This window comes from Halolamina salifodinae (assembly GCF_017874235.1).
GTDB lineage: Archaea > Halobacteriota > Halobacteria > Halobacteriales > Haloferacaceae > Halolamina > Halolamina salifodinae.
Genome location: NZ_JAGGLC010000002.1, coordinates 154,208 through 176,390, shown reverse-complemented (window position 1 = coordinate 176,390; position 22,183 = coordinate 154,208). Strand labels below are relative to the sequence as shown.

12 protein-coding genes, 1 tRNA gene and 1 CRISPR repeat array are annotated in these 22,183 nt (G+C 63.1%); of the genes, 3 read left to right on the top strand and 10 right to left on the bottom strand.

Annotated elements, in window-relative coordinates; translation table 11 throughout:
* Positions 1–18 precede the first annotated feature (18 nt).
* The 5 genes from cas5b to J2753_RS05365 form a co-directional block, all read right to left on the bottom strand.
* Positions 19–810, bottom strand: coding sequence for a type I-B CRISPR-associated protein Cas5b (gene cas5b / locus J2753_RS05385; RefSeq protein ID WP_209490905.1), 792 nt, complete (start codon positions 808–810; stop codon positions 19–21).
* Positions 810–1,931 carry a type I-B CRISPR-associated protein Cas7/Csh2 gene (cas7b, locus tag J2753_RS05380; RefSeq protein ID WP_209490904.1) on the bottom strand — a complete coding sequence of 374 codons (1,122 nt, stop codon included), beginning with the start codon at positions 1,929–1,931 and terminating at the stop codon, positions 810–812. The genes cas5b and cas7b overlap by 1 nt, the downstream gene beginning before the upstream one ends.
* Positions 1,928–4,078, bottom strand: a complete 2,151-nt coding sequence (gene cas8b, locus J2753_RS05375; protein WP_209490903.1) for a type I-B CRISPR-associated protein Cas8b/Csh1 — start codon at positions 4,076–4,078, stop codon at positions 1,928–1,930. Before cas8b ends, cas7b begins: the two co-directional genes overlap by 4 nt.
* Positions 4,075–4,881 carry a CRISPR-associated endoribonuclease Cas6 gene (gene cas6 / locus J2753_RS05370; RefSeq protein ID WP_209490902.1) on the bottom strand — a complete coding sequence of 269 codons (807 nt, stop codon included), beginning with the start codon at positions 4,879–4,881 and terminating at the stop codon, positions 4,075–4,077. The genes cas8b and cas6 overlap by 4 nt, the downstream gene beginning before the upstream one ends.
* A gap of 487 nt (positions 4,882–5,368) precedes the next feature.
* Positions 5,369–8,942: a CRISPR direct-repeat array (repeat unit 30 nt; unit sequence GCTTCAAACCCACAAGGGTGCGTCTGAATC).
* Between the two features lie 965 nt (positions 8,943–9,907).
* Positions 9,908–11,443 carry a uracil-xanthine permease family protein gene (locus J2753_RS05365; RefSeq protein WP_245334511.1) on the bottom strand — a complete coding sequence of 512 codons (1,536 nt, stop codon included), beginning with the start codon at positions 11,441–11,443 and terminating at the stop codon, positions 9,908–9,910.
* Between the two features lie 409 nt (positions 11,444–11,852).
* Between J2753_RS05365 and J2753_RS14670 the strand changes: the two genes are divergently transcribed.
* A complete protein-coding gene (locus J2753_RS14670; protein ID WP_345777179.1) occupies positions 11,853–12,083 on the top strand; it encodes a hypothetical protein in 231 nt (76 codons plus the stop codon).
* Between the two features lie 124 nt (positions 12,084–12,207).
* A complete protein-coding gene (locus tag J2753_RS05360) occupies positions 12,208–16,077 on the top strand; it encodes an Eco57I restriction-modification methylase domain-containing protein (RefSeq protein ID WP_209490900.1) in 3,870 nt (1,289 codons plus the stop codon).
* A 350-nt stretch (positions 16,078–16,427) separates the two neighbouring features.
* On the opposite strand, the gene J2753_RS05355 is transcribed toward J2753_RS05360, so the two are convergent.
* Positions 16,428–16,603: transfer RNA gene (locus J2753_RS05355), tRNA-Trp, on the bottom strand.
* Positions 16,604–16,651: 48 nt separating this feature from the next.
* A complete protein-coding gene (locus tag J2753_RS05350; RefSeq protein WP_209490899.1) occupies positions 16,652–16,876 on the bottom strand; it encodes a DUF5795 family protein in 225 nt (74 codons plus the stop codon).
* A 121-nt stretch (positions 16,877–16,997) separates the two neighbouring features.
* On the opposite strand from J2753_RS05350, the gene J2753_RS05345 reads away from it, so the two are divergent.
* Entirely contained in the window at positions 16,998–17,180 is a 183-nt protein-coding gene (locus J2753_RS05345) for a DUF5786 family protein (protein WP_209490898.1), read from the top strand.
* A gap of 75 nt (positions 17,181–17,255) precedes the next feature.
* Here J2753_RS05345 and J2753_RS05340 read toward each other — a convergent pair whose 3' ends face one another.
* From J2753_RS05340 to kynU, 3 genes are all read right to left on the bottom strand, one after another.
* On the bottom strand, positions 17,256–18,425 hold the full coding sequence (locus J2753_RS05340) for an NAD(P)/FAD-dependent oxidoreductase (RefSeq protein ID WP_209490897.1): 1,170 nt from the start codon (positions 18,423–18,425) through the stop codon (positions 17,256–17,258).
* Positions 18,426–18,473: 48 nt separating this feature from the next.
* Complete coding sequence (locus tag J2753_RS05335; protein WP_209490896.1) at positions 18,474–20,753, bottom strand: PAS domain S-box protein; 2,280 nt, start codon at positions 20,751–20,753, stop codon at positions 18,474–18,476.
* A gap of 68 nt (positions 20,754–20,821) precedes the next feature.
* On the bottom strand, positions 20,822–22,144 hold the full coding sequence (gene kynU, locus J2753_RS05330) for a kynureninase (RefSeq protein ID WP_209490895.1): 1,323 nt from the start codon (positions 22,142–22,144) through the stop codon (positions 20,822–20,824).
* Positions 22,145–22,183 lie beyond the last annotated feature (39 nt).

Here is a 22,183-nt window from a genome sequence, read left to right as displayed (position 1 = left end):
ATTACTCCCTCCGCGGACTCACGAGAACATCACCCGCCGGCCGTCGACCTCGTGGGTCTCGATGTCCTGTACCCGGAGTGGCTCCGCTCCAGTTGCATACGCTATCGACTGGAACGCTGTCGTCGTCCGGCCACCCTCGTCGGCCGTCATGAACGCCGGCGAGCGTTCGACTTTGACCTCCGTCTCCGGAGTTAGCTCGACGCTATCGACCGCCTCGAGCACCGCCGAATCGACCTCGGTGGTTTCGCGCTCGCGCGGTGTTACCTCGAACTCGCCGAGATAGGTGACCTCCGCGAGATGCTCCGAGAGGCCCAGACTCGGCGGGTAGTACGCTGTGCCGTCACGGAGTCGGTCGCGCAGTCGATCCCGGAGTTCGTCGTTCGCGAGCCGGAGGTCGACGCGGTAGGCCGGTTCGACGAGCACCTCGTAGTTGTGTTGCTGGCGGAGCTCCGACGGGTCCGGCATCGAGATCCGGGCGTGCCCACGGCTCGGCATCGTGTTCATGTGCTCTTTGGCGGTCGAGAGCGTGTTCTGGGGCATGTTGATCGCCCGGAGTTCGTCGATCGGTTCGACCGCGACCGCCGAAACGTCCGGCCCGAACGCGTCGTAGTAGCTGTCCCGCTCCAGCCCGAGCATCGCGGCGACGAGTCCGGCGACCGTCGTCCGGGGGATGATGCGGTAGGTCTGTTTGACGATGTTCCCCTCGACACGTCGGAAATGCCCCCACTCCCCGCGTAGTTCGAAGGAGAGACACGTCTCCGGGAGGCCGTCAGCGTCGTCGGTCCGGCCCTCGAGTGACTCTTGGGTCATCACTCGGGCATCGTTTCGGCGGCCTCGTCGTAGACATCGACGACCTCGACGGTGTCCTCACCGACTTTCTCCCGGAGCGCGTCGTAGAAGCCGTGCTCGCCGGGCTCGTCGCCTGCCGTGTGGGTCTCTCCGTCGACGGTCACGTCGAGCACGTCGCTCGCGACGACACGGATCTTGGCGATGCGGTCGCTGTGGCGACCGAGCCTCGAGACCAGATCGCTCGCGTCGAGCGTGAAATCCCGGACGTTCCGGAGCTGGTCGACGGGAACAGATCGATCCTCGTCGATGTCGAGATCGCGAGTGAGCCCACCGAGGTGGAAGCTCTCGTCCTCGTACTCCACGCGGAGGTAGAGCCGTGGCTCCTGCCCGACCTTGCTCCGGCTGATGGTCTGGTTCTTGATCGACCGCCAGGTGAGCGTGTCGAGACGCTCGATATCGGCTATCGAGAGCTTCGTGTCGGCGGCACCATGTTCGTCGACCAAGCCATGGAACGTGATGAAGCCGTACTGGATGCGGTGGTCGTCGAGGTCGAACCCGCCCTGCTCTTTGCCCTCGCCGGTCGCGATCACGCTGGTGAGGCTGTTGTACTCCTCGTTTTCGGTGACCGGGTGGAGGGTTTTCCCCGGCGAGAACTGGACGGGGCCGGTGAAGTGATCCGGGAGGTAGTCCTCAAACCCTTCGTAACTCCCCTTCATGTCGACGCTCATCGTCGCCCCGAAGTAGCGCACGTCGGCGCTAGCGTCGAGGAACGCCCCGAACACGTCTTCACGGAGTTCGGCCTCCTCCTCGTCATCGAGGTCGCCGAGATCCCAGTCGTCGGGGTCTAGATCACGCATCCGATCGGCCAGCAGATCCTCACGCGAAGACTGCTTCCCCGCCTCGTTTTTCACGTTCCGGACGTAGACACCGTGGCCGTCGTCGTCCAGCTGGTCGCGGAGATACCGCTTGAGCCGAACGTCGGTCACGATCGCCTGCTGTGTCTCGGGGTCGATCCGCGGCCGGTTCGCCCCGCTCAGTGGGTTGCCGTTCGGGTTGGCGTCGACGGCGTCGTAGCAGAAGACGATCTCGGATCGGTTCGTTACAGGGTCGTAGCTGTCGTCGGCGTATGTGTCGTCGGTCATGCTTCTTCCTCCCCGGCTGCGGGCTGATCGTCGGCTTGTTCGTCGTCGCTGCTCCCCCAGTTGTTCATCCCGTAGGCGACGCCCAGCGAGTAGTAGAACCGGAGGTCGGTCGTGTCGAGCTCCCAGTCGCCGTCGATATCGATCCGTGGCAGCGTCGTCACCAGCCGGTCGACGACCTCGCTGTACATCGTCCCGGCCATGTTGTTCTCTCGGGAGTAGACGACGTTCTTGTCGAGTACGTCGCTGGCAAGCCGCTTCAGCTTCGACTCCGTGACGGCCTTGATCGGATACTGGTCGATCAGTGTGGTCGAGCGCCCCTCACTCACCTGCTGGTAGCCGGTCACCTGGCCGACCAACACGCCGAGGAGGAAACTGCCACGCCGTTCGGGCTGGTCCTCCGCGAGCGCTGGCGTCTGGTCGAGGAACTGTTCGAGTTTCGTCTCCCGTGCCGCGGCGACGTTCCCGCCGTCGGCCCGGGCTTGTGTATTCTGTTGCATGTCTTCGGTTGAATGGTCGTGCGTCAACTGTGGTGGTTCCGCGACGGACGCGTACTCGTCGCGGCCGGTAAGAAGCCCGGCGCCCGCGAGTGCACAGAGTTGGGCGTACTGTGCGGCCACACGGAAGCTCGGGAACTCTTCGCCGCCGTCCTCCAGGAGCCGGTCGACGTACTCCTCGAGCAGGGCTTCGACGTCGAGAGCGTCGCCGGTGAGCGCAGCGACGAGTGCCCTGATCCGGTAGTCGTCAGCGCTGGCGTCGTCGCCGTCCCCCGCAGCGAACGTCTGCTCGAAGTACCAGCCCGTGGCGAGGGTACTGAGCAGTGCCGACTCCTCCGGGACGAAGATGTCCCAGTTGTCCGGCGTCGGGAACGCAGCCCGTAGCCGGGGGTCGGGGTGGTCGGCGCCGTCCTCCGCGTCGTACAGCCACGATCGGAGCACGCGCTCGTGCTCACGCGTGAGTTCGACCGGCGAGAACAGCGTTCCGTCCATGCTGTCGCCGAAGACGTCGAAGCGCTTGGTCTGGTGCTCCATCACCGCGGCGACGTAGAACCGGAAGCGCTCGCCGACTTCCTGCAAGCTGGGCCGATCCTGATAGCTGCGGTAGGCGCTCTCGAGTGGGCTCAGCTCCCCTTTCTGAACGAGATCGTAGAGGAGCGCATAGAGATCTCGCGCGTCCTCTGGATCAAGTCGGCCGAAGAAGTACGGGAGGTAGTAGACGTTGGCCCCCATCGTGTAGTAGTCGCAGGCGTCGACGAACGTGCTCGCGTTCATCAGCGTCACGGCGATGTCCTCCGAAACCGGATGGGTTCGCCACGCCTCGTCGGGATCGAACCCCGGGAACTTCTCGAGTTGTTTGCCGAGGAAGTAGTTCAGCGGGTCCTCGGCCGTGCCGACAGTCGGCCCTCGACGACCGGTCACGAGGTCGGTCGCCTCACCGACGGAGTCGGTGGCCTCCCCTTTCGAGACGAGCTTCGACTGCTTGCGTGCCCGCATCGCCTCGTTGAACACCGGGCTCGCCTCGCCCGGGAGGCGGTACTCGCCGTCCGGATCGAGTTTGACTGCGACGGTCGTGAGCGCCGTCGTCTTGCCGTCGAGCTGTTCGTCGACGGCCGTTTCGATGCGTTCGCGGAGCCCCTCGGCCTCGCCGAGGTCGGCGAGGTCGTCGACGATCCAGCCGTCCTCGTGGTCGGCTGCAGCCTCCTGGATCACGTCGGCGGCGGCCCATGCTGTGAGGCGCTCGTGGAGGTACTCCGCGACTTTCTCGGGCTCCTTGTTCTTGCCCGTCCGGTGTGTGACGCTGTGGTCGAACCCCGCGGCCGCGTTGAACCACGAGTGGGCGACCGCTTCGACTTTCCCCTCGCCGTATCGCTCGACGCCGATGGGCCGGTCGGGGTCGAGGCGGGGTTCGTCGCCGCTCAGGTCGACCCGGAGGTAGAGGAGGCTCTCGGGTTCGTCGAACAGGTCGGTCGACTTCTCCGGCGTGAGATACGCCGCGTACTCGCCGCCGCCGGCGGTCGCGAGGGTGTACAGCCGGCCGTACACATACTGGAGATCACGAAGCGACGTGATCGGTCGGTCCGGTAGCTCGTTCGCCAGCTCCTCGTCGTCATAGTCCTCTTCGAACACAGACGGCTCCGGGAGCAGACTCATCCGTGCACCTCCGGCGCCGGTTCGCCGTACGGGTCACGCTTCTCGACGAGGTTGCAGAACCCGAGTCCCAGCGCGTTCCGTTCGCCCAATCCACAGTCCAGCGCGAGGTTGAGGTGGCGTCGATGGTGGTCGTCCGTGACCGTGTAGTCGAACTGCCACTTCGAGAGGACGTAGGTCAGCTTCTGGTCCGTCGTCACCTGTAGCGGGACGGCGAACGTCTTCAGGAGCTCGTACCCCTCGAAGAGGTCGCCATCGGTTTCGCTCGGTCCTGGGAGATACTCTGGGCCGAACAGGCCGTGTTTCTTGTCGAGGTTCGACTCGAGCTGTTCACGTAGTGGTTCGATCGTGTGCTCCGGGCGCCAGTACACCGCCTCTTCGCCCGGGTTCTCGATCCCGTAGTCGTCACAGCGCCACGGAGGGATGCGGACCAGTAGCCCCGTCCCGGTCTCGATCGTCCCGCTACTCCCCGGCTCCCCGACATCCGGCGTGATCGGCGTGAGATCCTCGACAGTGAACGGCATCTCACCCACGTTCAGCTCCGGGCTCTCCTGGAGATCAGTCGCGACCGCTGAGAGGAGCCCCTCTTGAGGAGCCGAGACGATGAGCGTTCGTTCGTCACCCTCGGCCATATCCCGAGGAGGGAACGGGTTACTGAAAGAGAACCCGGGCGGGTCGTTCGTGTCGTGTGCCGATTCGTACTCGGTGTCCTCGAGCGCGTCCCAGATCCGACCCCTGAGCTTGTGGTGATAGTCGTTCTGGTACGCTGTATCTGTCCGTGCACGGAGATGAGCAAGCACTCGCATCACGGACCCTCGTTATCTATTGCTGTCACAATTCGGCTCATTCATCACTCCATGGGCACATAAATATTTCTTACAGGTCGAACATCTAGGACGGAGACAGTGATCGTCAAAAATCAAGCCGATCGTGTATTAGGGTGGAATCACCCGCGACGCTCACACAGGAGTACGCCCAAGACTAGCTTCAACCCCATCAGGGAACATCTGGATTTCCGTTGTTGAGTCCCAGTCGGGTACCACACTCTGTTTCCACAAGGGAATATCTGAGGGGGCGGGACAGGCGGACCTGACCGACGCCGAAGTTTACCTCCACAAGGGTTCTGAAACGTCGTAAATCACGTCGTCTACGACCGCCGGGGTGGATCAACTCACGGAGGGATGTCTGAAGCCTTTTCGTCGACGGCGAGACCGTTCCTGTCCCCGATCTTTAACCCCACGAGAGTTCGTCTGAAACGATCAGCGAGGCCGATCACGTCCTCGCGTTCAAGCTGCTTCGACCCCACAAGGGTGCGTCTGAATCATCGCCACGCCTTCCAGCGGCGCGAACGACTCGGAGCTTCAAACCCACAAGGGTGCGTCTGAATCCCACAACATCACCGTGCTGGGGGCGACGCAGACCGGGCTTCAAACCCACAAGGGTGCGTCTGAATCAGTTGGCGACCCCCTTCTCGGCAGGCCCGTTGATGCTTCAAACCCACAAGGGTGCGTCTGAATCGGGGTGTAGCGTGTGTGGTGCGGTGTGGTGCGGGTCGCTTCAAACCCACAAGGGTGCGTCTGAATCCTTTTGATGTTCCGAACGGCCTGATCATCCACACCGGCTTCAAACCCACAAGGGTGCGTCTGAATCTCCACCGCCGCCGCCATGCCGTAATCGGCATACCGGCTTCAAACCCACAAGGGTGCGTCTGAATCACGACATCAATAACCAAGCGGCGCCAAGTGCGTAAGCTTCAAACCCACAAGGGTGCGTCTGAATCTCGCCAACGATACACTTAGCTGACTGCCAGCGAGCTTCAAACCCACAAGGGTGCGTCTGAATCAACGCATCAGCCAGACCGTCGAGACGGTCACGAAGCTTCAAACCCACAAGGGTGCGTCTGAATCCGGAGACGGTGTCGGCGCGGACCTACGCCTCGACGCTTCAAACCCACAAGGGTGCGTCTGAATCTGTGCACCGAGAAGGGCGTCCCCGAGTAGTAGTCGCTTCAAACCCACAAGGGTGCGTCTGAATCAGTCGAGAGTATGCGAGTGAGCGACTGATCCGGCTGCTTCAAACCCACAAGGGTGCGTCTGAATCTGGAACCCGTCCGGTTCTCGCCCCAGCGCAAGCGCGCTTCAAACCCACAAGGGTGCGTCTGAATCACCACCCCTCGGGGAGTCGCTTCGCCACTTTCACGCTTCAAACCCACAAGGGTGCGTCTGAATCCCGTTTGCGTAGTTGCCCAGCAGGTCGTAGCCGTTGCTTCAAACCCACAAGGGTGCGTCTGAATCGCCGGTGTGGACCGCCGAGAGCGACCGCTGGGCGCTTCAAACCCACAAGGGTGCGTCTGAATCGTCGGCCAGCGCCTCTACCTCGCCGGGCTGCACGTCGCTTCAAACCCACAAGGGTGCGTCTGAATCGGGGTCATCGGTCCCGGCGATCTCTCGCTGCGCTTCGAGCTTCAAACCCACAAGGGTGCGTCTGAATCGGTGGTCGGCGTGGACGGCATACCGGGCGTCGGGGCTTCAAACCCACAAGGGTGCGTCTGAATCCGAGGAGACGCTTCGGACCTCCAGCACCGAGTTGGAGCTTCAAACCCACAAGGGTGCGTCTGAATCTTAGTCCTTACTCGGGCCGATAGGGGCGCGGTCGACGCTTCAAACCCACAAGGGTGCGTCTGAATCTCGATCACCGACTACGGCCGCCGGCCGGTAGAGGTGCTTCAAACCCACAAGGGTGCGTCTGAATCAAGTCGGGGGAGGATCATCCGCGGTGGAAAGGAGACGCTTCAAACCCACAAGGGTGCGTCTGAATCGTGGCGCTCACCTTAACAGATAGGCCTTGTAAGTGCTTCAAACCCACAAGGGTGCGTCTGAATCGACTTAGTGAGTTCCACAGTGTTAGCGTCCATATCCGCTTCAAACCCACAAGGGTGCGTCTGAATCGGCGAGATAAACCGCGATGTCACCGGCGAGCAGTCGCTTCAAACCCACAAGGGTGCGTCTGAATCGGGTTCGAGCCGTTCGACTACCAGCGGGATCTCCTCGGCTTCAAACCCACAAGGGTGCGTCTGAATCTTCTCGATATGCTCCAGATTGATGGCCTTCCGGTCGCTTCAAACCCACAAGGGTGCGTCTGAATCTCCCACTTCGGCGCTGGCCGACGGTCGACTGGTCGTCGCTTCAAACCCACAAGGGTGCGTCTGAATCGGCCGCGGACTGCGGGGTCCCGGTCGAGTCAACCGGGCTTCAAACCCACAAGGGTGCGTCTGAATCCAGTCCCTGACCAGCTGCAGGACTCCGTTGTGGATGCTTCAAACCCACAAGGGTGCGTCTGAATCGCGTTCCCGGCGGAGACAGCCCCCGACTCATCGGTGGCTTCAAACCCACAAGGGTGCGTCTGAATCGACGCTCCCGATCGCCGCCGCGCCCACTATCTCGGCTTCAAACCCACAAGGGTGCGTCTGAATCCGAGACAACCGAGGGCGACCTCACGACGATCTTCGAGCTTCAAACCCACAAGGGTGCGTCTGAATCTGTCGTCGGGGTCTTTCACCGGGTACGTCCGGCGCTTCAAACCCACAAGGGTGCGTCTGAATCAAGGGGACCGCTACGACAATCTGGAAGCGACGTGGGCTTCAAACCCACAAGGGTGCGTCTGAATCCGACGAGCCGCGTGAGGCCGTTGTCCTGGTCGTCCTCGAAGAGCTTCAAACCCACAAGGGTGCGTCTGAATCGCCGCCGGGTGGTTCGCCACGGCGACGGGCCGGACGCTTCAAACCCACAAGGGTGCGTCTGAATCGGCCTTCTTCAGGTCGGCCTCGCTGTCGGCGTCGGCGCTTCAAACCCACAAGGGTGCGTCTGAATCCCGGAGCGGTGGGGTTCTCCTCACGGGCCTACAGCGCTTCAAACCCACAAGGGTGCGTCTGAATCGTGTTCGCATTGCGGCGGGCCGACGGGCGCCGCCGACGCTTCAAACCCACAAGGGTGCGTCTGAATCACGGTTACTTGCGTCATAGTGTCGCTACGTGCCACAGCTTCAAACCCACAAGGGTGCGTCTGAATCTGTTGGGGGTGTGGTTGGCCGGGCGCTCTCGGGGGCTTCAAACCCACAAGGGTGCGTCTGAATCACTGAATCGACCCGCCGGGCGAGGAGCGGCGGGTGCTTCAAACCCACAAGGGTGCGTCTGAATCGACCTGTTCGACGACAACGCCGAGAAGCGGTTCGACCGCCTGCTCGGCGGCTTCAAACCCACAAGGGTGCGTCTGAATCCGAGACCGTTCCGGTGATCGGCGTCTGCATCCCCTGTGCGCTTCAAACCCACAAGGGTGCGTCTGAATCTTGACTCTGATGAGTGGGGTTACTGGCTACAGGCAGCTTCAAACCCACAAGGGTGCGTCTGAATCACGACATAGACATCACGGCCCGGGACTGCGATAAAGGTGCTTCAAACCCACAAGGGTGCGTCTGAATCGAGCGCCGCTGATCCCGTCGTCGTGCTGCACGACTGCTTCAAACCCACAAGGGTGCGTCTGAATCGATGTCGTGGATGAAATCGTGGAAGCCATCGAGGCTTCAAACCCACAAGGGTGCGTCTGAATCGATCCTTCAGGTGGCTGGTGTGCTGAAGTTCTTCAGGCTTCAAACCCACAAGGGTGCGTCTGAATCTGATACTGGGCCACCACCAGGTTATTCGCCAGGCTGCTTCAAACCCACAAGGGTGCGTCTGAATCATGGCCGACCTGCGGGCCGTGCTCTCGAAACTGGAGGCTTCAAACCCACAAGGGTGCGTCTGAATCAGATTTCAAATCCCGACAGCACAATGTCGATAATAGCTTCAAACCCACAAGGGTGCGTCTGAATCCATGCCCAATTCCGGACATACAACGCTGCTAAGAGGTCCCCGCACCAAGTAGCTTCCGTCGACCCGCAATCCGCTCCAACCCCCCGTGGGGTCGACATCTTGGAGGGCTCATAGGCCTTCCCCGTTCTACGACGACGTTCCATCCGGAGAAGTCGCCCTATGACTCACCGAAAGATGGCGCCCCCGCGACGCTCGGCTTGCGACGGTAGATCGCGTACAGCGAACGTGATGACCCTCATGGGTGACTACATGAACGGGGTTCAGGGGGAACTGAAGCACGGGGAAACGCGGTCCCTCGCTTGGAGGCTCGCGAGCAGTAGCACGTTTACCAGCCCCGAACGCATCGATGATCGCTCGATTCATGGCTGTCAGTCGCCCGCTGCTCCGTGCCCTTCACGCAGCCGTGGGGCTGTCCTGCTCGCTGTTCTACCTGATTCGCCGCCGCGGGCTGCCAGCTTCTCACGCTCCTTTGGGCGGCCCGGCCGGCAGCGGAGACCATCGTCGCCGTCGTCGTCGGACCGGTGCTCCTGAGCGGCTATCTGAGCTACCGGTTCGGTACGATCCAACTACTCCGGCGTCTCGACGCGGTCGAACTCCGTCAGGTCGTCGCCGAAGTGCTCGGTCATCTCCGCGAGAACGGTCTCGGCGATCTCTGCCTCCGCGTTCCGGCTGCCTCCAACGCGGCGATGCGTTCCCTGAACCGGGCCATGAGCTCGCTGTCCTGCGCAAGAACTCCGTTCTGTGACCCTCGTCGACCACCTGGGCCAACGACTCGGCCACGAGCGTGATCTACTCCAGCAGCTGTCCGGCCGCCGAGATGGTGGCGTGGGTCAAGCGGTAGGTCGAAGCCTCGGTGTCCTGGACGAAGCGGTTCTTCCACCCCATGCGATAACGCTCCGAACGTCGACAGTTATTTGTTGAGTCGCCGGCCGGAAAACCCGGCAGACAGCCGAACGCTCGCGCGTTCAGTCCCCCTTCAGGAAGCGCTCGTAGGCGGACCGGAACGCGCCCGACTCCTCGGTTAGCTCCTCCCACTCGTCGAGGCCGCGCTCGGCGCGCGTGCCGTCGACGGTGTTGTCGAGGACGAACGCGACGAGGCCGCCGACGGCCATCCCCGTCCCGCCGACGACGTACACCGTGTCGGCGACGATTTTGAGCGTGGCGTCGGGGACCACCGGCGCGGTGAGGACCCAGCCGACGACCGGCGTGTTCGCGACGCCCTGCTGGAAGGCGGCGGCGCTCCCGACGTTGCCCATGTACGCCGGGATGGCGAGACCGAGGAACAGCGCGATACCGATGATGAACGCGTTTCTGGAGGAGTCGAGGTCGACATGTTTCAGGTTCGAGAGGCCGACGGCCGCGATCTGCCCGAACATCGCGATGTAGAGACCACCGACGATGGGGTCGGGGATGGTCATGATCAGCGCGCCGAAGGGCCCGAAGAAGCCGACGACGAGCATCAACACGGCGCCGACCTGGATCACGAACCGCGAGGCGACGCCGGTGAGGCCGATGGCGCCGATGTTCTCGGAGTAGGACGTCGACCCGTTCCCGGTGCCCATGATCCCGGCGAAAACGGTGGCGACACCTTCCATCCCGATCCCGTGGTCGATCCGGCGCGCGGAGGGCGCTCGCTCGCCCGCGAGGCGCGCGACGGCGTGGTAGTCGCCGAAGGACTCGATCATCGAGGCGACGACGCCCGCGAACATCCCGATGATAAAGGAGGTTTGGAACGTCGGCATCCCCCACTGGAGCGGCGTCGGCACCTGAATCAGGCTCGCCTCGGCGACGACCGTGAGGTCGATGAACGCCGGCGAGTCGGCGGGAATGACCCCGAATACGGAGAACACGGTCGCGACCAGCCACGCGGCGACGATGCCCAGCAGGACCGGGTAGAGCCGGAACACCCGGTGGGCGTCGTCGAGATACTGGCTGAAGGCGACGATCAGGAGGACCGTGAGCCCCAGCAGCCACCAGGCCTGACTCGCCATCGTGACCTGTGGGGCGCTGAACAGCGAGAGGCCGATGAGGGCGATGGTTGGCGCGATGACGACCGGCGAGAGATAGCGTTTGAGCCAGCCCATGACGCCGAAGTAGCCCATGAGGATCTCGACGATCCCGCCGACGATGATCGCACCCTGTAAGGCGAGGATCGCTTGCTCCCAGTTGCCCTCACCGACGAAGCCGATGATGGCGATGGCGGGCGCGAGCATCGAGAAGGTCGCTCCCTGCACGATGGGGTAGCGGTTCCCGAACGTCGTCTGGAGCAGCGTGCCGACCCCGGAGACGACGAAGAACGTCCCGACGTACAGCGGCTGGTACTCCTTGGGCATCCCCATCGCGGTCGCGAGCGCGATCGGGACGGCGATGTTCGCGCCGACCATCGTGAGGTAGTGCTGGAGCCCCAGCAGTGCCGACTCACCGGCCGACGGGCGCTCGTCGATACCGTACTCGACGTCGCTCGACTGTTCGACTGATTCGGTTCCCGGCTGCCCCGCCATTCCTTCCGGTGGGGCCTCCGGGTTCGACTCCTCGGACATACGTTGATGAGGAGTCCAGCGGTCCCGCGTAAAAATCCGGCCACTCTCACTCGCCGGTCGGCGCCGAACCGCGCGGGCGGGGCCGGCGGACACACGCCAGGTTCCCTATCCCGACTGGGGCACGTGGGCAGTCACGTCAGTCGAGGGGGTCAGTCCGATATCTCGACCTGTAGAAAGCTACCGCTAGTGCGTGTCAGAGTGCCCGCCTATAGGGATAGACGGGCTGGGCTCCGTGATCTAGGCGGAAACCCGTTTAGGGGAATCGACGCATCGGAATAACGGTATCGTTGTCTAGGCGTGATACAGCTGCAAGGATTGCGGCTGTGAGTGGACAGAGGTAACTAAGAAGGGGGGTGTAGTTGAAGTGTAGATGCGCCGGTTCAGAGAGGGTGACAGCGTTCGAGTGGATATTCCCGACGAGACCGACCCAGACCACGACCGACTACACGGGGAGAACGGGACTGTCTCCGACGTCCTCAGGGATGACGCACCAAGAGAAACCGGCGACGAGAGAGACGCATACCTGTTCCGAGTGGAATTGGATAGCGGTGGAGTCGAAGACCTTCGATGGCGAGACCTCCGACCAGCCCCCGAGTCGTAGGCACTCGACGGGAGCCGGCGTTCCCGCCGTAATCGAAGGAAGGAGGTAACCTAATTGGGTGGCTACCCGCACGTTTATACCGCCGTGGGTGCCATCACGCAGTAATCAGCCGGCTGACGAAATTATGTCTTCAGCACCCCCATCAACCCCTGCCGAGTTCGTCGCCGAAGAGTTCGAAACCAGCGTTACCGACGCCGAGACCGATGCCATACTCGAAGCTATCGACAACGTGGTTAGCAATCTGAGAGATCAGATAGACGACGAACACCTGCTCACAACTCTACGGAAGGACCCCGGCTCGTACCGGCTCAAGAGCGAATACACGCGAGACGGTCTCCAGCCCGAATCGTTCACACAGGAGGCTGTTATTGAGCCGTTTCTTGACGCCCTCGGTTATGAGTACCGCTCGGAGGCCGGCGGTCTCTCCGGTGGACAAACGCAGGTCGCCGACTACACCATCTCGCTTCGGGACCACGCCGATATCGACTCTACCCGGCTCCTCGTGGAGGCAGAACCAATCAACAAGAAACTCCACAGCCGAGACCACGGTATCGGGCAGGTCAAAGACTGGCTCAGCCAACGAGAGTTTGAGTCCGACTTCGGCTTCGCTACCGACGGTATCCGATGGGTGTTCGTTCGATACGACCCGGACTCGTACACGCACAACGTCATTGAGGAAGTGGACTTGCGACCGGTCTTCCTCGCTCTGTTGGAAAACCAGATAGGTGCCCGCGACGACCTCTCGGAGGCAGTCTTCGACGCTGACCGCGAAGAGGTCGTCCGGCTCATCAGGACCTTCGAGTTCGAGAACTTCGTCTCCATCGCCAGCGACGCCCGGCAGGTCATCAAGCAGAAGAAAGAGCAGATCACCGACGAGTTCTACGACGACTACATTGAGTACGTCTTCGGTATCGTGAGCGAGGACGAGGAGACCACCCGCTCGCTCGTCGGCGAGGGCGTCGTCGCTCCTGACGCCGCAACCGAGGACGATTCTCGACTGTTCGCGGTCGAACTGATGAACCGGCTGGTCTTCGTGAAGTTCCTCGAAGACAAGTCTCTGGTCGAACCGGACCTGCTTCGCACTCTGAAAGAGACCTACGAAGAGAATACGTACACGAGCACGTTCTATGGAGAGTTCCTTCAACCGCTCTTCTACGACGTGATGAACGAGGAGGTGGGCAGTCGTTCCCCGCAGGTCCAGCAAATCGAGTTGTTCCAAGACATTCCCTACCTCAACGGCGGCCTCTTCCGGCCGACTATCAACGGTGACGACGGAGAGTTCGAGGAAGAGGATTTCGACGTTCGGAACTCGGTTCTGTTCTCCATTATCGACCTGCTGGAGCGGTATAGTTTCTCGGCTGGCGGCGCACCTACGGACCTCGACCCGAGTGTTCTGGGGAACGTCTTCGAGAAGACTATCAACTACATAACCAGCGACAACGCGGACACCAACAAGGAACTCGGTGCGTACTACACCCCCAGCGAAATCACCCGATTCAGCGCCGAGGAAACTGTTCGACCCGCCCTCCTCGACCGTTTCCAGACGGTGCTAATGGGGGAACGCGATTGGCCCGAACCAGAGGTGGAGCGCTACGACTCCGTCTACGAACTCATCAACGATATTCCCGGGAGTTGGGGCCTCATTAGTGCCCTACTTGCAGAGGTGGACGAGTTCCGGGTCGTCGACCCCGCTTGCGGGAGCGGTCACTTTCTCACCTCCGTCCTCGAAGAGATCGTCAACGTCCGGAAAGCTCTATACAGCAGGAACGCAGACGAGGACGACGACGAACCGTTCCCCGACGAGTACAAGCTGAAGAAGACAACCGTTCTGAACAACATCTACGGGGTAGACCTGATGGGGTCGGCTGTCGAGATTGCCAAACTCCGATGCTGGCTCTCGGTGATTGCGGAACTTGACACCGAGAACGTAGACGACCTTGCCGCCGACGACGCCCTCGCACTCCCAAACGTCGCGTTCAACCTTCGAGAAGGGAACAGCCTGATTGGATATACCGGCTTCCCGGAAACTACTGAAGAGGGCGACCGAACGCTGGGGAGTTTTAGCGAGGACAGCGTTCGTGACCGATACAGGGACATTATTGACGAGATCGAAGCACACGAGCAGGCACTCGACAGCGAGACTGCTGAAGAACACCGTGAATGCGCGAATCAAAAGCTACGCGATGCTCGGAAAGAACTGACTGAGAACATCCACGGGGACTTCGTTGAGGCTGGTATCGACGACATTACGCCCCGGACGGTCGAGACGATGGAACCGTTCAACTGGGTGCTTGAGTTTGCTGAAGTGTACGCGGATGGTGGCTTCGACGTGGTTGTTGGGAACCCGCCGTGGGACAGAATCAAGCCACTCCGCGATGACTTCTTCTCGCGGTACGATACCGACTTCATCACCCTGCTACCCGAAGCAAAGGATGCGCGACAGGAGGAGCTGTTAGAGGACCCAGAGATAGCGGAAGCGTGGGAAGAATACAAACGGAATATCCAGATACAGGCCGACTATTTCAATAACTCAGATGCTTACGAACTTCAGCGCCCGACCGTAGCGGGCCGAACTGAGGGGACAGAGAACGATCTGTCGGCACTTTTCCTGGAGCGTGTATTTCAAATCGCCCGAGATGACGGGTACGTTGCGCAGGTGCTTCCGGGGGCTATCTACAATGGGTCGTCGGCGAAAGACCTCCGGATGCATCTGTTGAACGAGACGACGATTGAGTCGATAATCACCTTCGAGAACAGGGGGATATTCCCGCTCGTTCACTACCAGTACAACTTCGGCGTCACGGTCTTCAAGAACGAGGGACGGACCGAGGAACTTCACGCAACCTTCCAGCAGATTGGTCCCGAGTCTTTGTCCATCCTTGAGAACTTCGAGGAGAAGGGGTTACTGATTCCTCGATTAGTGATGGAACGGTATTCTCCTGAAGCCCGAATATTCCCCTACGTTGATTCACAGGAGGAGGTAGATGTGTTGACTGAAGTTCTGAAGCATCCACCGGTTGCGGACGAGTCCCGAGACGGCTGGTTCGCGAACCCATACCGGGAACTCGACCGAACTAATGATACCGACCGGTTCGTAGAAAACCCCTCGCGGGGCGCCTATCCGGTTCTCGGCGGGAGTAACATCTACCAGTTCGTGCACAACGACGATTTCCATGGAATTGAACCCCCCGAATTTTGGAGTGTTGGCGAAGAGAGGGACCCCGACCTAAGCGCGAAGCGCCGTATCCGAGAGAAGCAGATCCGGAAACTCAAGCGCGCTGTCTACGATGCCTTTGACGGGACGGGTTCGCAGGTTGGCTTCGTTAACGAACTTCTTGAAGACCATCGGGGACATGAATTGAGCGAGGACGACGTACTACTTGACTGCACGCAACCCCGTATCGTCTTCAGGGACGTTGCACGTTCCTCTGACGAACGAACGATCATCAGTTCTGTCATCCCGGACGGCGTAGTCTGCCACAACACCCTCCACACAGTTCGACCTTATACGGTGGAACCCTCGGAGGAAGACCTCGAAAAGGAAACCCTGCATTCGGCCTACAAGCGAGTGTTCTCCAATAAGGAGTTATTCGTGGCTGTTGGACTTATCAACAGTCTTCCCTTTGATTTCCTGATGCGTACAAAGGTTGACACGCATATAGTGATGTACAAGTTCGAGGAGTCGCAGGTTCCGGAGCTTACAAACGGTGACGAGTGGTTCGACTACATCTCCACGCGAGCCGCCCGGCTCAACTGCTACGGCGAAGAGTTTGAGGAGATGCGCGACCGGCTGGGCAGTATCGAGCCGGCAACAGATATGGACGAACGTCGTGAGGTACAAGCCGAACTCGACGCCGCTGCGTTCCACGCTTACGGTCTCGACCGTGAGCAGACCGCGTTCGTGCTGGATGACTTCCACCGCGTGCAGAACCCCCGACTAATGGACGAGGACTACTTCGATATGGTGCTGGAGAAGTACGACGAGCTCGCCTGACTCGGAAACATATCTCACAACCCAAGAGGTTTCTGCGGCATAATTGGGCTGCTTTTGCTTCTGTGCCCAGAATCCATCCACCGGCAATTCTTGCTAGGCGTGAATACCGATTTTGTGTCCTCCGATTGGGACACGCCATCGTTTCGGGGTGAATACGACCGGCTGAATACGAGAATGGCCTTTATAACTCAACCACTCTGACGGCTGTTGTCCGGACTCTGAGCCTTCCCAGAAAGTGGGGACGGAGGGATTTTGAACCACGGTCGCTCGCGATGCTCGTTCCCTGCTTCAAATCCCACCGACCGATCACGTTGTAGCCGGCGCTCGACGGGTGAGCGCCGACAAGAAAGTGGGGACGGAGGGATTTGAACCCCCGATCGACTGATATCTCCGGTGCGCCTCGGTCCTCCAGAGGGTCGTCATCGCCGGCGATGATCAGTCGCCGACTCGGTATATCAGTCTGGAGTTCGTCACCGGGCGCGTAGCCTCTGGAGTCAGTCGCCATCCCGGGCTTGGCCACGTCCCCTTGCAAACATCGCTACATCCGTTCGGTGTAAAGGGATTTCGATCCGGTTCAGTCCCGGTCGATCTCGGACCAGTCACACTCCTGGCACTTGTACGCCGTGACGAACGCCGTCACGCTGGGCATGTAGCCAACACTGATCACGTCGCCGCCACACTCCGGGCAGTCCCGGTCGGCGTCCTCGATGGGTTCGGCCTCCAGCACGTCGTCGCCCTCCACCTGTTCAGCCAGCGATTTCGGCGTCACCATCCGTCCCTGCACGACACGGTTGCTCATGTTCCCGACGAGGACCCGAAGGCCGTAAGCCCTGTCGGTCTGCCCCGCATACCCGCGCCAACGGCCCGCACGGCGCGGACAGGCCCACAGGGTTTTTGCCCTCCACCCCGTCGCTCCGACTATGGGATTTGGCTCCTACGACGAGTCCGAGCAGGAGAACCAGAACCAGGACACTAACGACCAAGCGGAGGGCGTCGACATCGACGGCGGCGAGGAGGGCGACCTCTCCTTCGAGTCCTCGGAGTCGACCGACGAACTGGTCGGCAAACTCGAGGAGATGCGCGACGACGAAGACGACGAGTAGGCCCGTGACGACCGCGTCGCGAACCCCACCCCGTTCTTGATCGAACGACCCGCCAGCCGCGGCTCAGGGTAGCTCCTATATCTCGGTGATGTCGTCCGCTTCCTTCCGCAGCACCCCCAGCGCACGCCGCAGGGAACCGTGCTCTGCGAGATACGTCACCCCGACAGCCGACTTGAGCGCGGTCGCCGCGCTGCCGGTCAGTACCGTCGGCCCCACCTGCGCCACCGCGTCATCACCCACTGAGATCAGCCAGCCGGGACTCTCCCAGCGCCACTGCTCGACGTCGACGAACCCCCCGTCCGCGGTGGCGCTCGCGACGACGTTCCGCGCGGCCGTCTCCGCGGCGCGCACGGCCGCCGACGCGCTCGCGGGCACTGCCTCGCCGTCAGCGTCGACGATCCGTGCGGCGTCGCCCAGCGCGAACGTCCGCTCGTCGAGTCGGAGGTCCCCGCGCACCTGCGGGCGGTCGCCCCCCATCGCCGCACTCCCCTGGATCCCGCCGGTCCAGACGAACTGGTCGTAGTCGATGGCGGCTGACTCGGTTGTGATCTGAACCGCGTCGGCCGCGGTCACGGTCGTCCCGGTCCGGACTGTCACACCCTGTGCCTCGAGTCGCTCCCGCGTCGCCAGCCGGAACCCCTCGGGGAACCCCGGCACAACAGTCGCCTGCTGTTCGAGCAGGAGGATCTCTACGTCGTCGTCGACGCCGCGCTCGCGGGCCATCGCCGCCAACTCCCCGGCGACCTGCACCCCCGAGAGTCCCGCCCCGCCGACGACGACCCGCCCCGACCGCTCGGTCTCGGCGGCGGGGTCGGCGTGGCCTAACTGGTCGATCACCGCCTCGAACTCCCGGCGGATCCCGGCGGCGTGCTCCAGCGTTTTCAGCGGCGTGGCGTGTTCCGGGAGCCCCTCGATGCCGTAGTAGGCCGTTTCGGAACCCAGCGCGACCACGCAGTAGTCGTACTCGAGGCCGTCGCCGCCCGCCAGCGAGACGGTTCGGGCGTCCCGATCCACCCCAGTGACCCGGCCCTCGTGGAGCGACGCGCGGTCGAGCAGTTCCGGAAGCGGCACCGAGATGTCGTCGACGTAGTCGGGCTGGCGGATCGCCCGATGGAGTTCGTGTTGGACCAGGTGGGTCCCGGTGTCGTCGACGAGCGTCAGCGACGCCTCCTCGGGGAGCCGTCGCTCGAGCTTTCGTGTCACGAGCAGACCCGCGTAGCCGCCGCCGAGCACGAGAACGTCCATGTCGTTCCTTGGGGCGCCGACGGGAAAACCGTACCTGCCGCGGCGGACTCAGGCGGTCCGGTCGGTCCCCTCGCCCTGCGCGTCCAGTACCTCGCCGTCGACGAACGAGACGCCCGTGATCTCGAAGCGGGCCCCGCCGTCGCCCGCCGCAAGCGTGATGTCCCAACCGTGAGCCTCGGCGACCCGTCCGACGATATCGAGACCGTAGCCGGTGCCGTCGGTCGCCGTGGAGTAGCCCGACTCGAACACCTGCTCGCGGTGTTCCGCCGGGATCCCCGGGCCGTCGTCCTCGACGGCGAACCCGCCGTCGAGGGGTTCGAAAATCACCGTGACATCCGGATTGGCGGCGGAGTCCGTCCGGTCGTCCGTGGAGCCGTGTTCCACGCTGTTCCGGAAGAGGTTCTCGAGCAGGCGGATCAGTTCGGTCTCGTCGGCCTTGACGGCGACGCCGGTATCTACCTCGACGGACAGCGACGACGCCGGCTCCGAGACGGACGACCAGGCGCGCTCGGCCGCCGACCGGAGCGGGACCGAACTCACCGAGAGGTTCCGCTCGTCGGTCCGGGCAACCGTGAGCATGTCCTCGATGAGGTCGTTCATGCGTTCGGTGGCGCTCTCGGCGGCGTCGACGTGCTCCCGGACCGCTTCGGCGTCGGCCGCGTGCGACTCGATCAGTTCCAGACGGCCCTGCACGACGTTGAGCGGGTTCCGGAGGTCATGAGAGACCATGGAGGCGAACTCGTCGAGGCGCTCGTTCTGGGCCTCGAGGCGGCGCTCGTTCCGGCGCTGGGTGGTGATGTCCCGGGCGACCAACACCACTTCTGACTCGCTCCCCTTGGGCAGCGGCGCGACCCGGGCCTCGAACCACCTGGTGTCGGCGCCCTGCTCGACGCGGTACTCCCGCTCCTGGATCTCGCCCGTCGCGAGCGTCTCGTCGATGGCGTCGAGGATCGCCTGGGCGTCCGGTTCGTCCAGCTGTTCGCCCACGAACTCCCCGAGTAGCTCTCCCTCCGAGCGACCGCCCCGAGCGTCGTGCTGGGACGCGAGCCACACCTCCTGATAGACGCCGTCCTCGTCGAGGAAGAACACGTATTCCGGGAACGCAGCGGCCAGCGAGTCCCGGCGCCGTGAGCGCTCGCGGAGTTGGGCCTCCCGCTCGGCCCGGTCCAACGCCACCGCGGCGTGGGAGGCGAGCGTCTCACCGAGTTCCCGGGCGTGGTCCGTCTTCGGGCCGTACCCCCGGAGACAGAGTACGCCGTGGCGCTCCAGAGGGACACAGAGCATCGTCCCCGATTCAGTCTCGTAGGTCCGACTCTCCCCGGTCTCTATCGCCGCCCAGTCGGGGCTCTCCGCCAGCGGGATCGGATCGCTCGGCGCGTCGGGGTCGCTCCCGCCCACCGCGACTGGTGTGAGTTCGTTCTCCTCGCGGATCACCAGCGCACAGAACGTCGGGTCGAGTACCGACTCCGCGGCGTCGACGACCCCGTCGTACACCGCCTCGTGCTGTTCGGCGCCGAGCAGCCGGTTCGCCGCCGTATGGAGCCGTTCGAGGTGGCTCTTGTGTTGCTCCAGTGCCGCCTCGCGGCGCTTCCGGTCGCTGATGTCCCGGATCGTCGCCAGCACCCGGCCGGCGCCGGCGACATCCATGCACGTGAGCGTCACTTCGACGGGGAACTCCTCGCCGTCGGCGCGGACGTTCCGCCACTCGAACGTCTGTGGGTCGCCGTCGGCGGCCGCTTCCAGGCGCTCCATCGCGCGCTCTGTCGTGTAAGGCTCCTCGTCGGGAAACACGTCCGCGAGGTCCACCTCGGCGGCGTCCTCGGCGTCGTAGCCCAGCATCTCCGCGTACTGGGGGTTGGTGTCGATGACGCGGCCCGTCTCGGCGTCGTGGATCATCATCGGGCCGGCGCCCTCCTCGAACAGCGCACGGTGGCGCTCAGTCGACCGGTAGCGCTCCGCGTGGCGCCGGACCCGGTCGGTGAGGCTATCGAAGTCGGTGCCGGCGCCCTTCTGTACGTAGTCGTCGACGGCCGCCGAGGCGGTGGCGTCGATCCGGTCCCGGTCTTTTCCGGTCAGCAGCACGCAGGGCGGGCCGCCCTCCGTCGCCTCGATGACCGGGCGGAACGCACCCGCGCGGTCACCGTCGTAGTCGCTCAGTACACAGTCGAACCGCTCCGACGCGAGGCGGTCCAGCGCGGCGTCCGGCGACGCCGCCGAGACCACCACGAACGGGGATTCGGCGCCCAACAGGTCGGCGACGAGTTCGCAAAACGACGCGTCGTCCTCCACATGGAGGACCCTGATCGGCCGACCCATCCCGTGATCCATCGGGGTAAACTATGTTAGCACGTTACAAAAATACCGCGATGGCCCCCCTCGATGGCCGCGGAATTCGGCTACGAGAGGCCCTCAATCGCCTCGAACTCCTCGCTGGCGCCCTCGTCTATCACGGCCCGCAGATGGTCGGCCACGTCGAACACGTCAGCGTAGCCGACGTACAGCGGCGCGGGACAGATCCGGATCACGTTCGGCGGCCGGTAGTCGACGACGACCCCGCGCTCGCGGAGCGCCTGACTCACGCGGTCTGCGTCGGGGTGTTCGACCGCGACGTGGCCCCCGCGGCGGGCGTCGTCGACGGGCGTGCCGACCGCGTAGTCGTAGCCCGCCGCGGAGAGGTCCTCGACCAGCGTCGCAAGCAGATTCGTGAGTTCCAGCGATTTCTCCCAGATCTGCTCGATGCCGGCCTCGTCGAGCAGGTCGAGCGAGCCCTCCAGGGGCGCCGCCGAGAGCATGGGGATGGTGCCGACCTGCCACGCGCCGGCGGACTGCTCGGGTGTGTAGGCGAGTTCGAGGTCGAACTGGCTCTCCTTCTCGTTGCCCCACCAGCCCGGGAGCGCGGGCGTGAGGCCGTGGTAGCGCTCGTTCACGTACAGCCCGGCAATCGCCCCGGGTCCGGCGTTGAGGTACTTGTAGGAACACCAGACCGCGAAGTCCACGTCCGCCGCCCCGAACTCGTGGGGCACCGCGCCGACGGAGTGGGCGGCGTCGAACCCGGCGAGCGCGCCGTGGTCGTGGGCCAACTCGGTCAGGGCCTCGACATCGAACAGCTGGCCCGAGCGATAGAGCGCGGTCGGCATGAACAGGATTCCCACATCGTCGTCCATCGCGTCCCGGATGTCCTCCTGTGCGATGGTTCGGCCGTCGCGGCTCTCGACCAGTCGGAGGTGCTCGTCGGGGTCAAGGCCGCGCTGGCGGAACTGCGCGCGGATCGCGTAGTGGTCGGTCGGGAAGTCGAGTTCGTTGACGACGACGACGTTCCCTGATGCGTCGACGGGCGAATCTTCGTCCGGGACTGCGCCCGGCGTGTCGGCGACGTGGTCGAGGAAGGTGCCGATCAGCGTGTGGATGTTGACGGTCGTGGAGTTGGCGATAACGACCTCCTCGGGGTCGGCGCCGACGTAGGGCGCCAGTCGCTCGCCGAGGTACTCGGCGTAGTTCCACCACGGCTGCTCGCCATCGGTCCAGCCCTCGATGCCGCGCTCGCGCCACTCGTCGACGACTCTGTCCAGCGTGCGCTCGGCATCCTCGGAGACCGGCCCGAGTGAGTTGCCGTCCATGTAGAGGTCGCTCGGGAGGTCGAAACGCTCGCGGAACTCCGAGAGCGGGTCGTCGGCGTCCCGCGCGGCCGCGTCCTCGCGGGAGACGGAGAACAGGCTCATGGATCCGGGTGGGGGCGGGCCGACAAAGGCGTTGCCACC

Bases quoted from the DNA above. Each gene is read 5' to 3' on its own strand.
- cas5b (WP_209490905.1), bottom strand. From the start codon at position 810: ATGACCCAAGAGTCACTCGAGGGCCGGACCGACGACGCTGACGGCCTC.
- cas7b (WP_209490904.1), bottom strand. From the start codon at position 1,931: ATGACCGACGACACATACGCCGACGACAGCTACGACCCTGTAACGAAC.
- cas8b (WP_209490903.1), bottom strand. From the start codon at position 4,078: ATGAGTCTGCTCCCGGAGCCGTCTGTGTTCGAAGAGGACTATGACGAC.
- cas6 (WP_209490902.1), bottom strand. From the start codon at position 4,881: ATGCGAGTGCTTGCTCATCTCCGTGCACGGACAGATACAGCGTACCAG.
- J2753_RS05365 (WP_245334511.1), bottom strand. From the start codon at position 11,443: ATGGCGGGGCAGCCGGGAACCGAATCAGTCGAACAGTCGAGCGACGTC.
- J2753_RS14670 (WP_345777179.1), top strand. From the start codon at position 11,853: ATGCGCCGGTTCAGAGAGGGTGACAGCGTTCGAGTGGATATTCCCGAC.
- J2753_RS05360 (WP_209490900.1), top strand. From the start codon at position 12,208: ATGTCTTCAGCACCCCCATCAACCCCTGCCGAGTTCGTCGCCGAAGAG.
- J2753_RS05350 (WP_209490899.1), bottom strand. From the start codon at position 16,876: ATGAGCAACCGTGTCGTGCAGGGACGGATGGTGACGCCGAAATCGCTG.
- J2753_RS05345 (WP_209490898.1), top strand. From the start codon at position 16,998: ATGGGATTTGGCTCCTACGACGAGTCCGAGCAGGAGAACCAGAACCAG.
- J2753_RS05340 (WP_209490897.1), bottom strand. From the start codon at position 18,425: ATGGACGTTCTCGTGCTCGGCGGCGGCTACGCGGGTCTGCTCGTGACA.
- J2753_RS05335 (WP_209490896.1), bottom strand. From the start codon at position 20,753: ATGGATCACGGGATGGGTCGGCCGATCAGGGTCCTCCATGTGGAGGAC.
- kynU (WP_209490895.1), bottom strand. From the start codon at position 22,144: ATGAGCCTGTTCTCCGTCTCCCGCGAGGACGCGGCCGCGCGGGACGCC.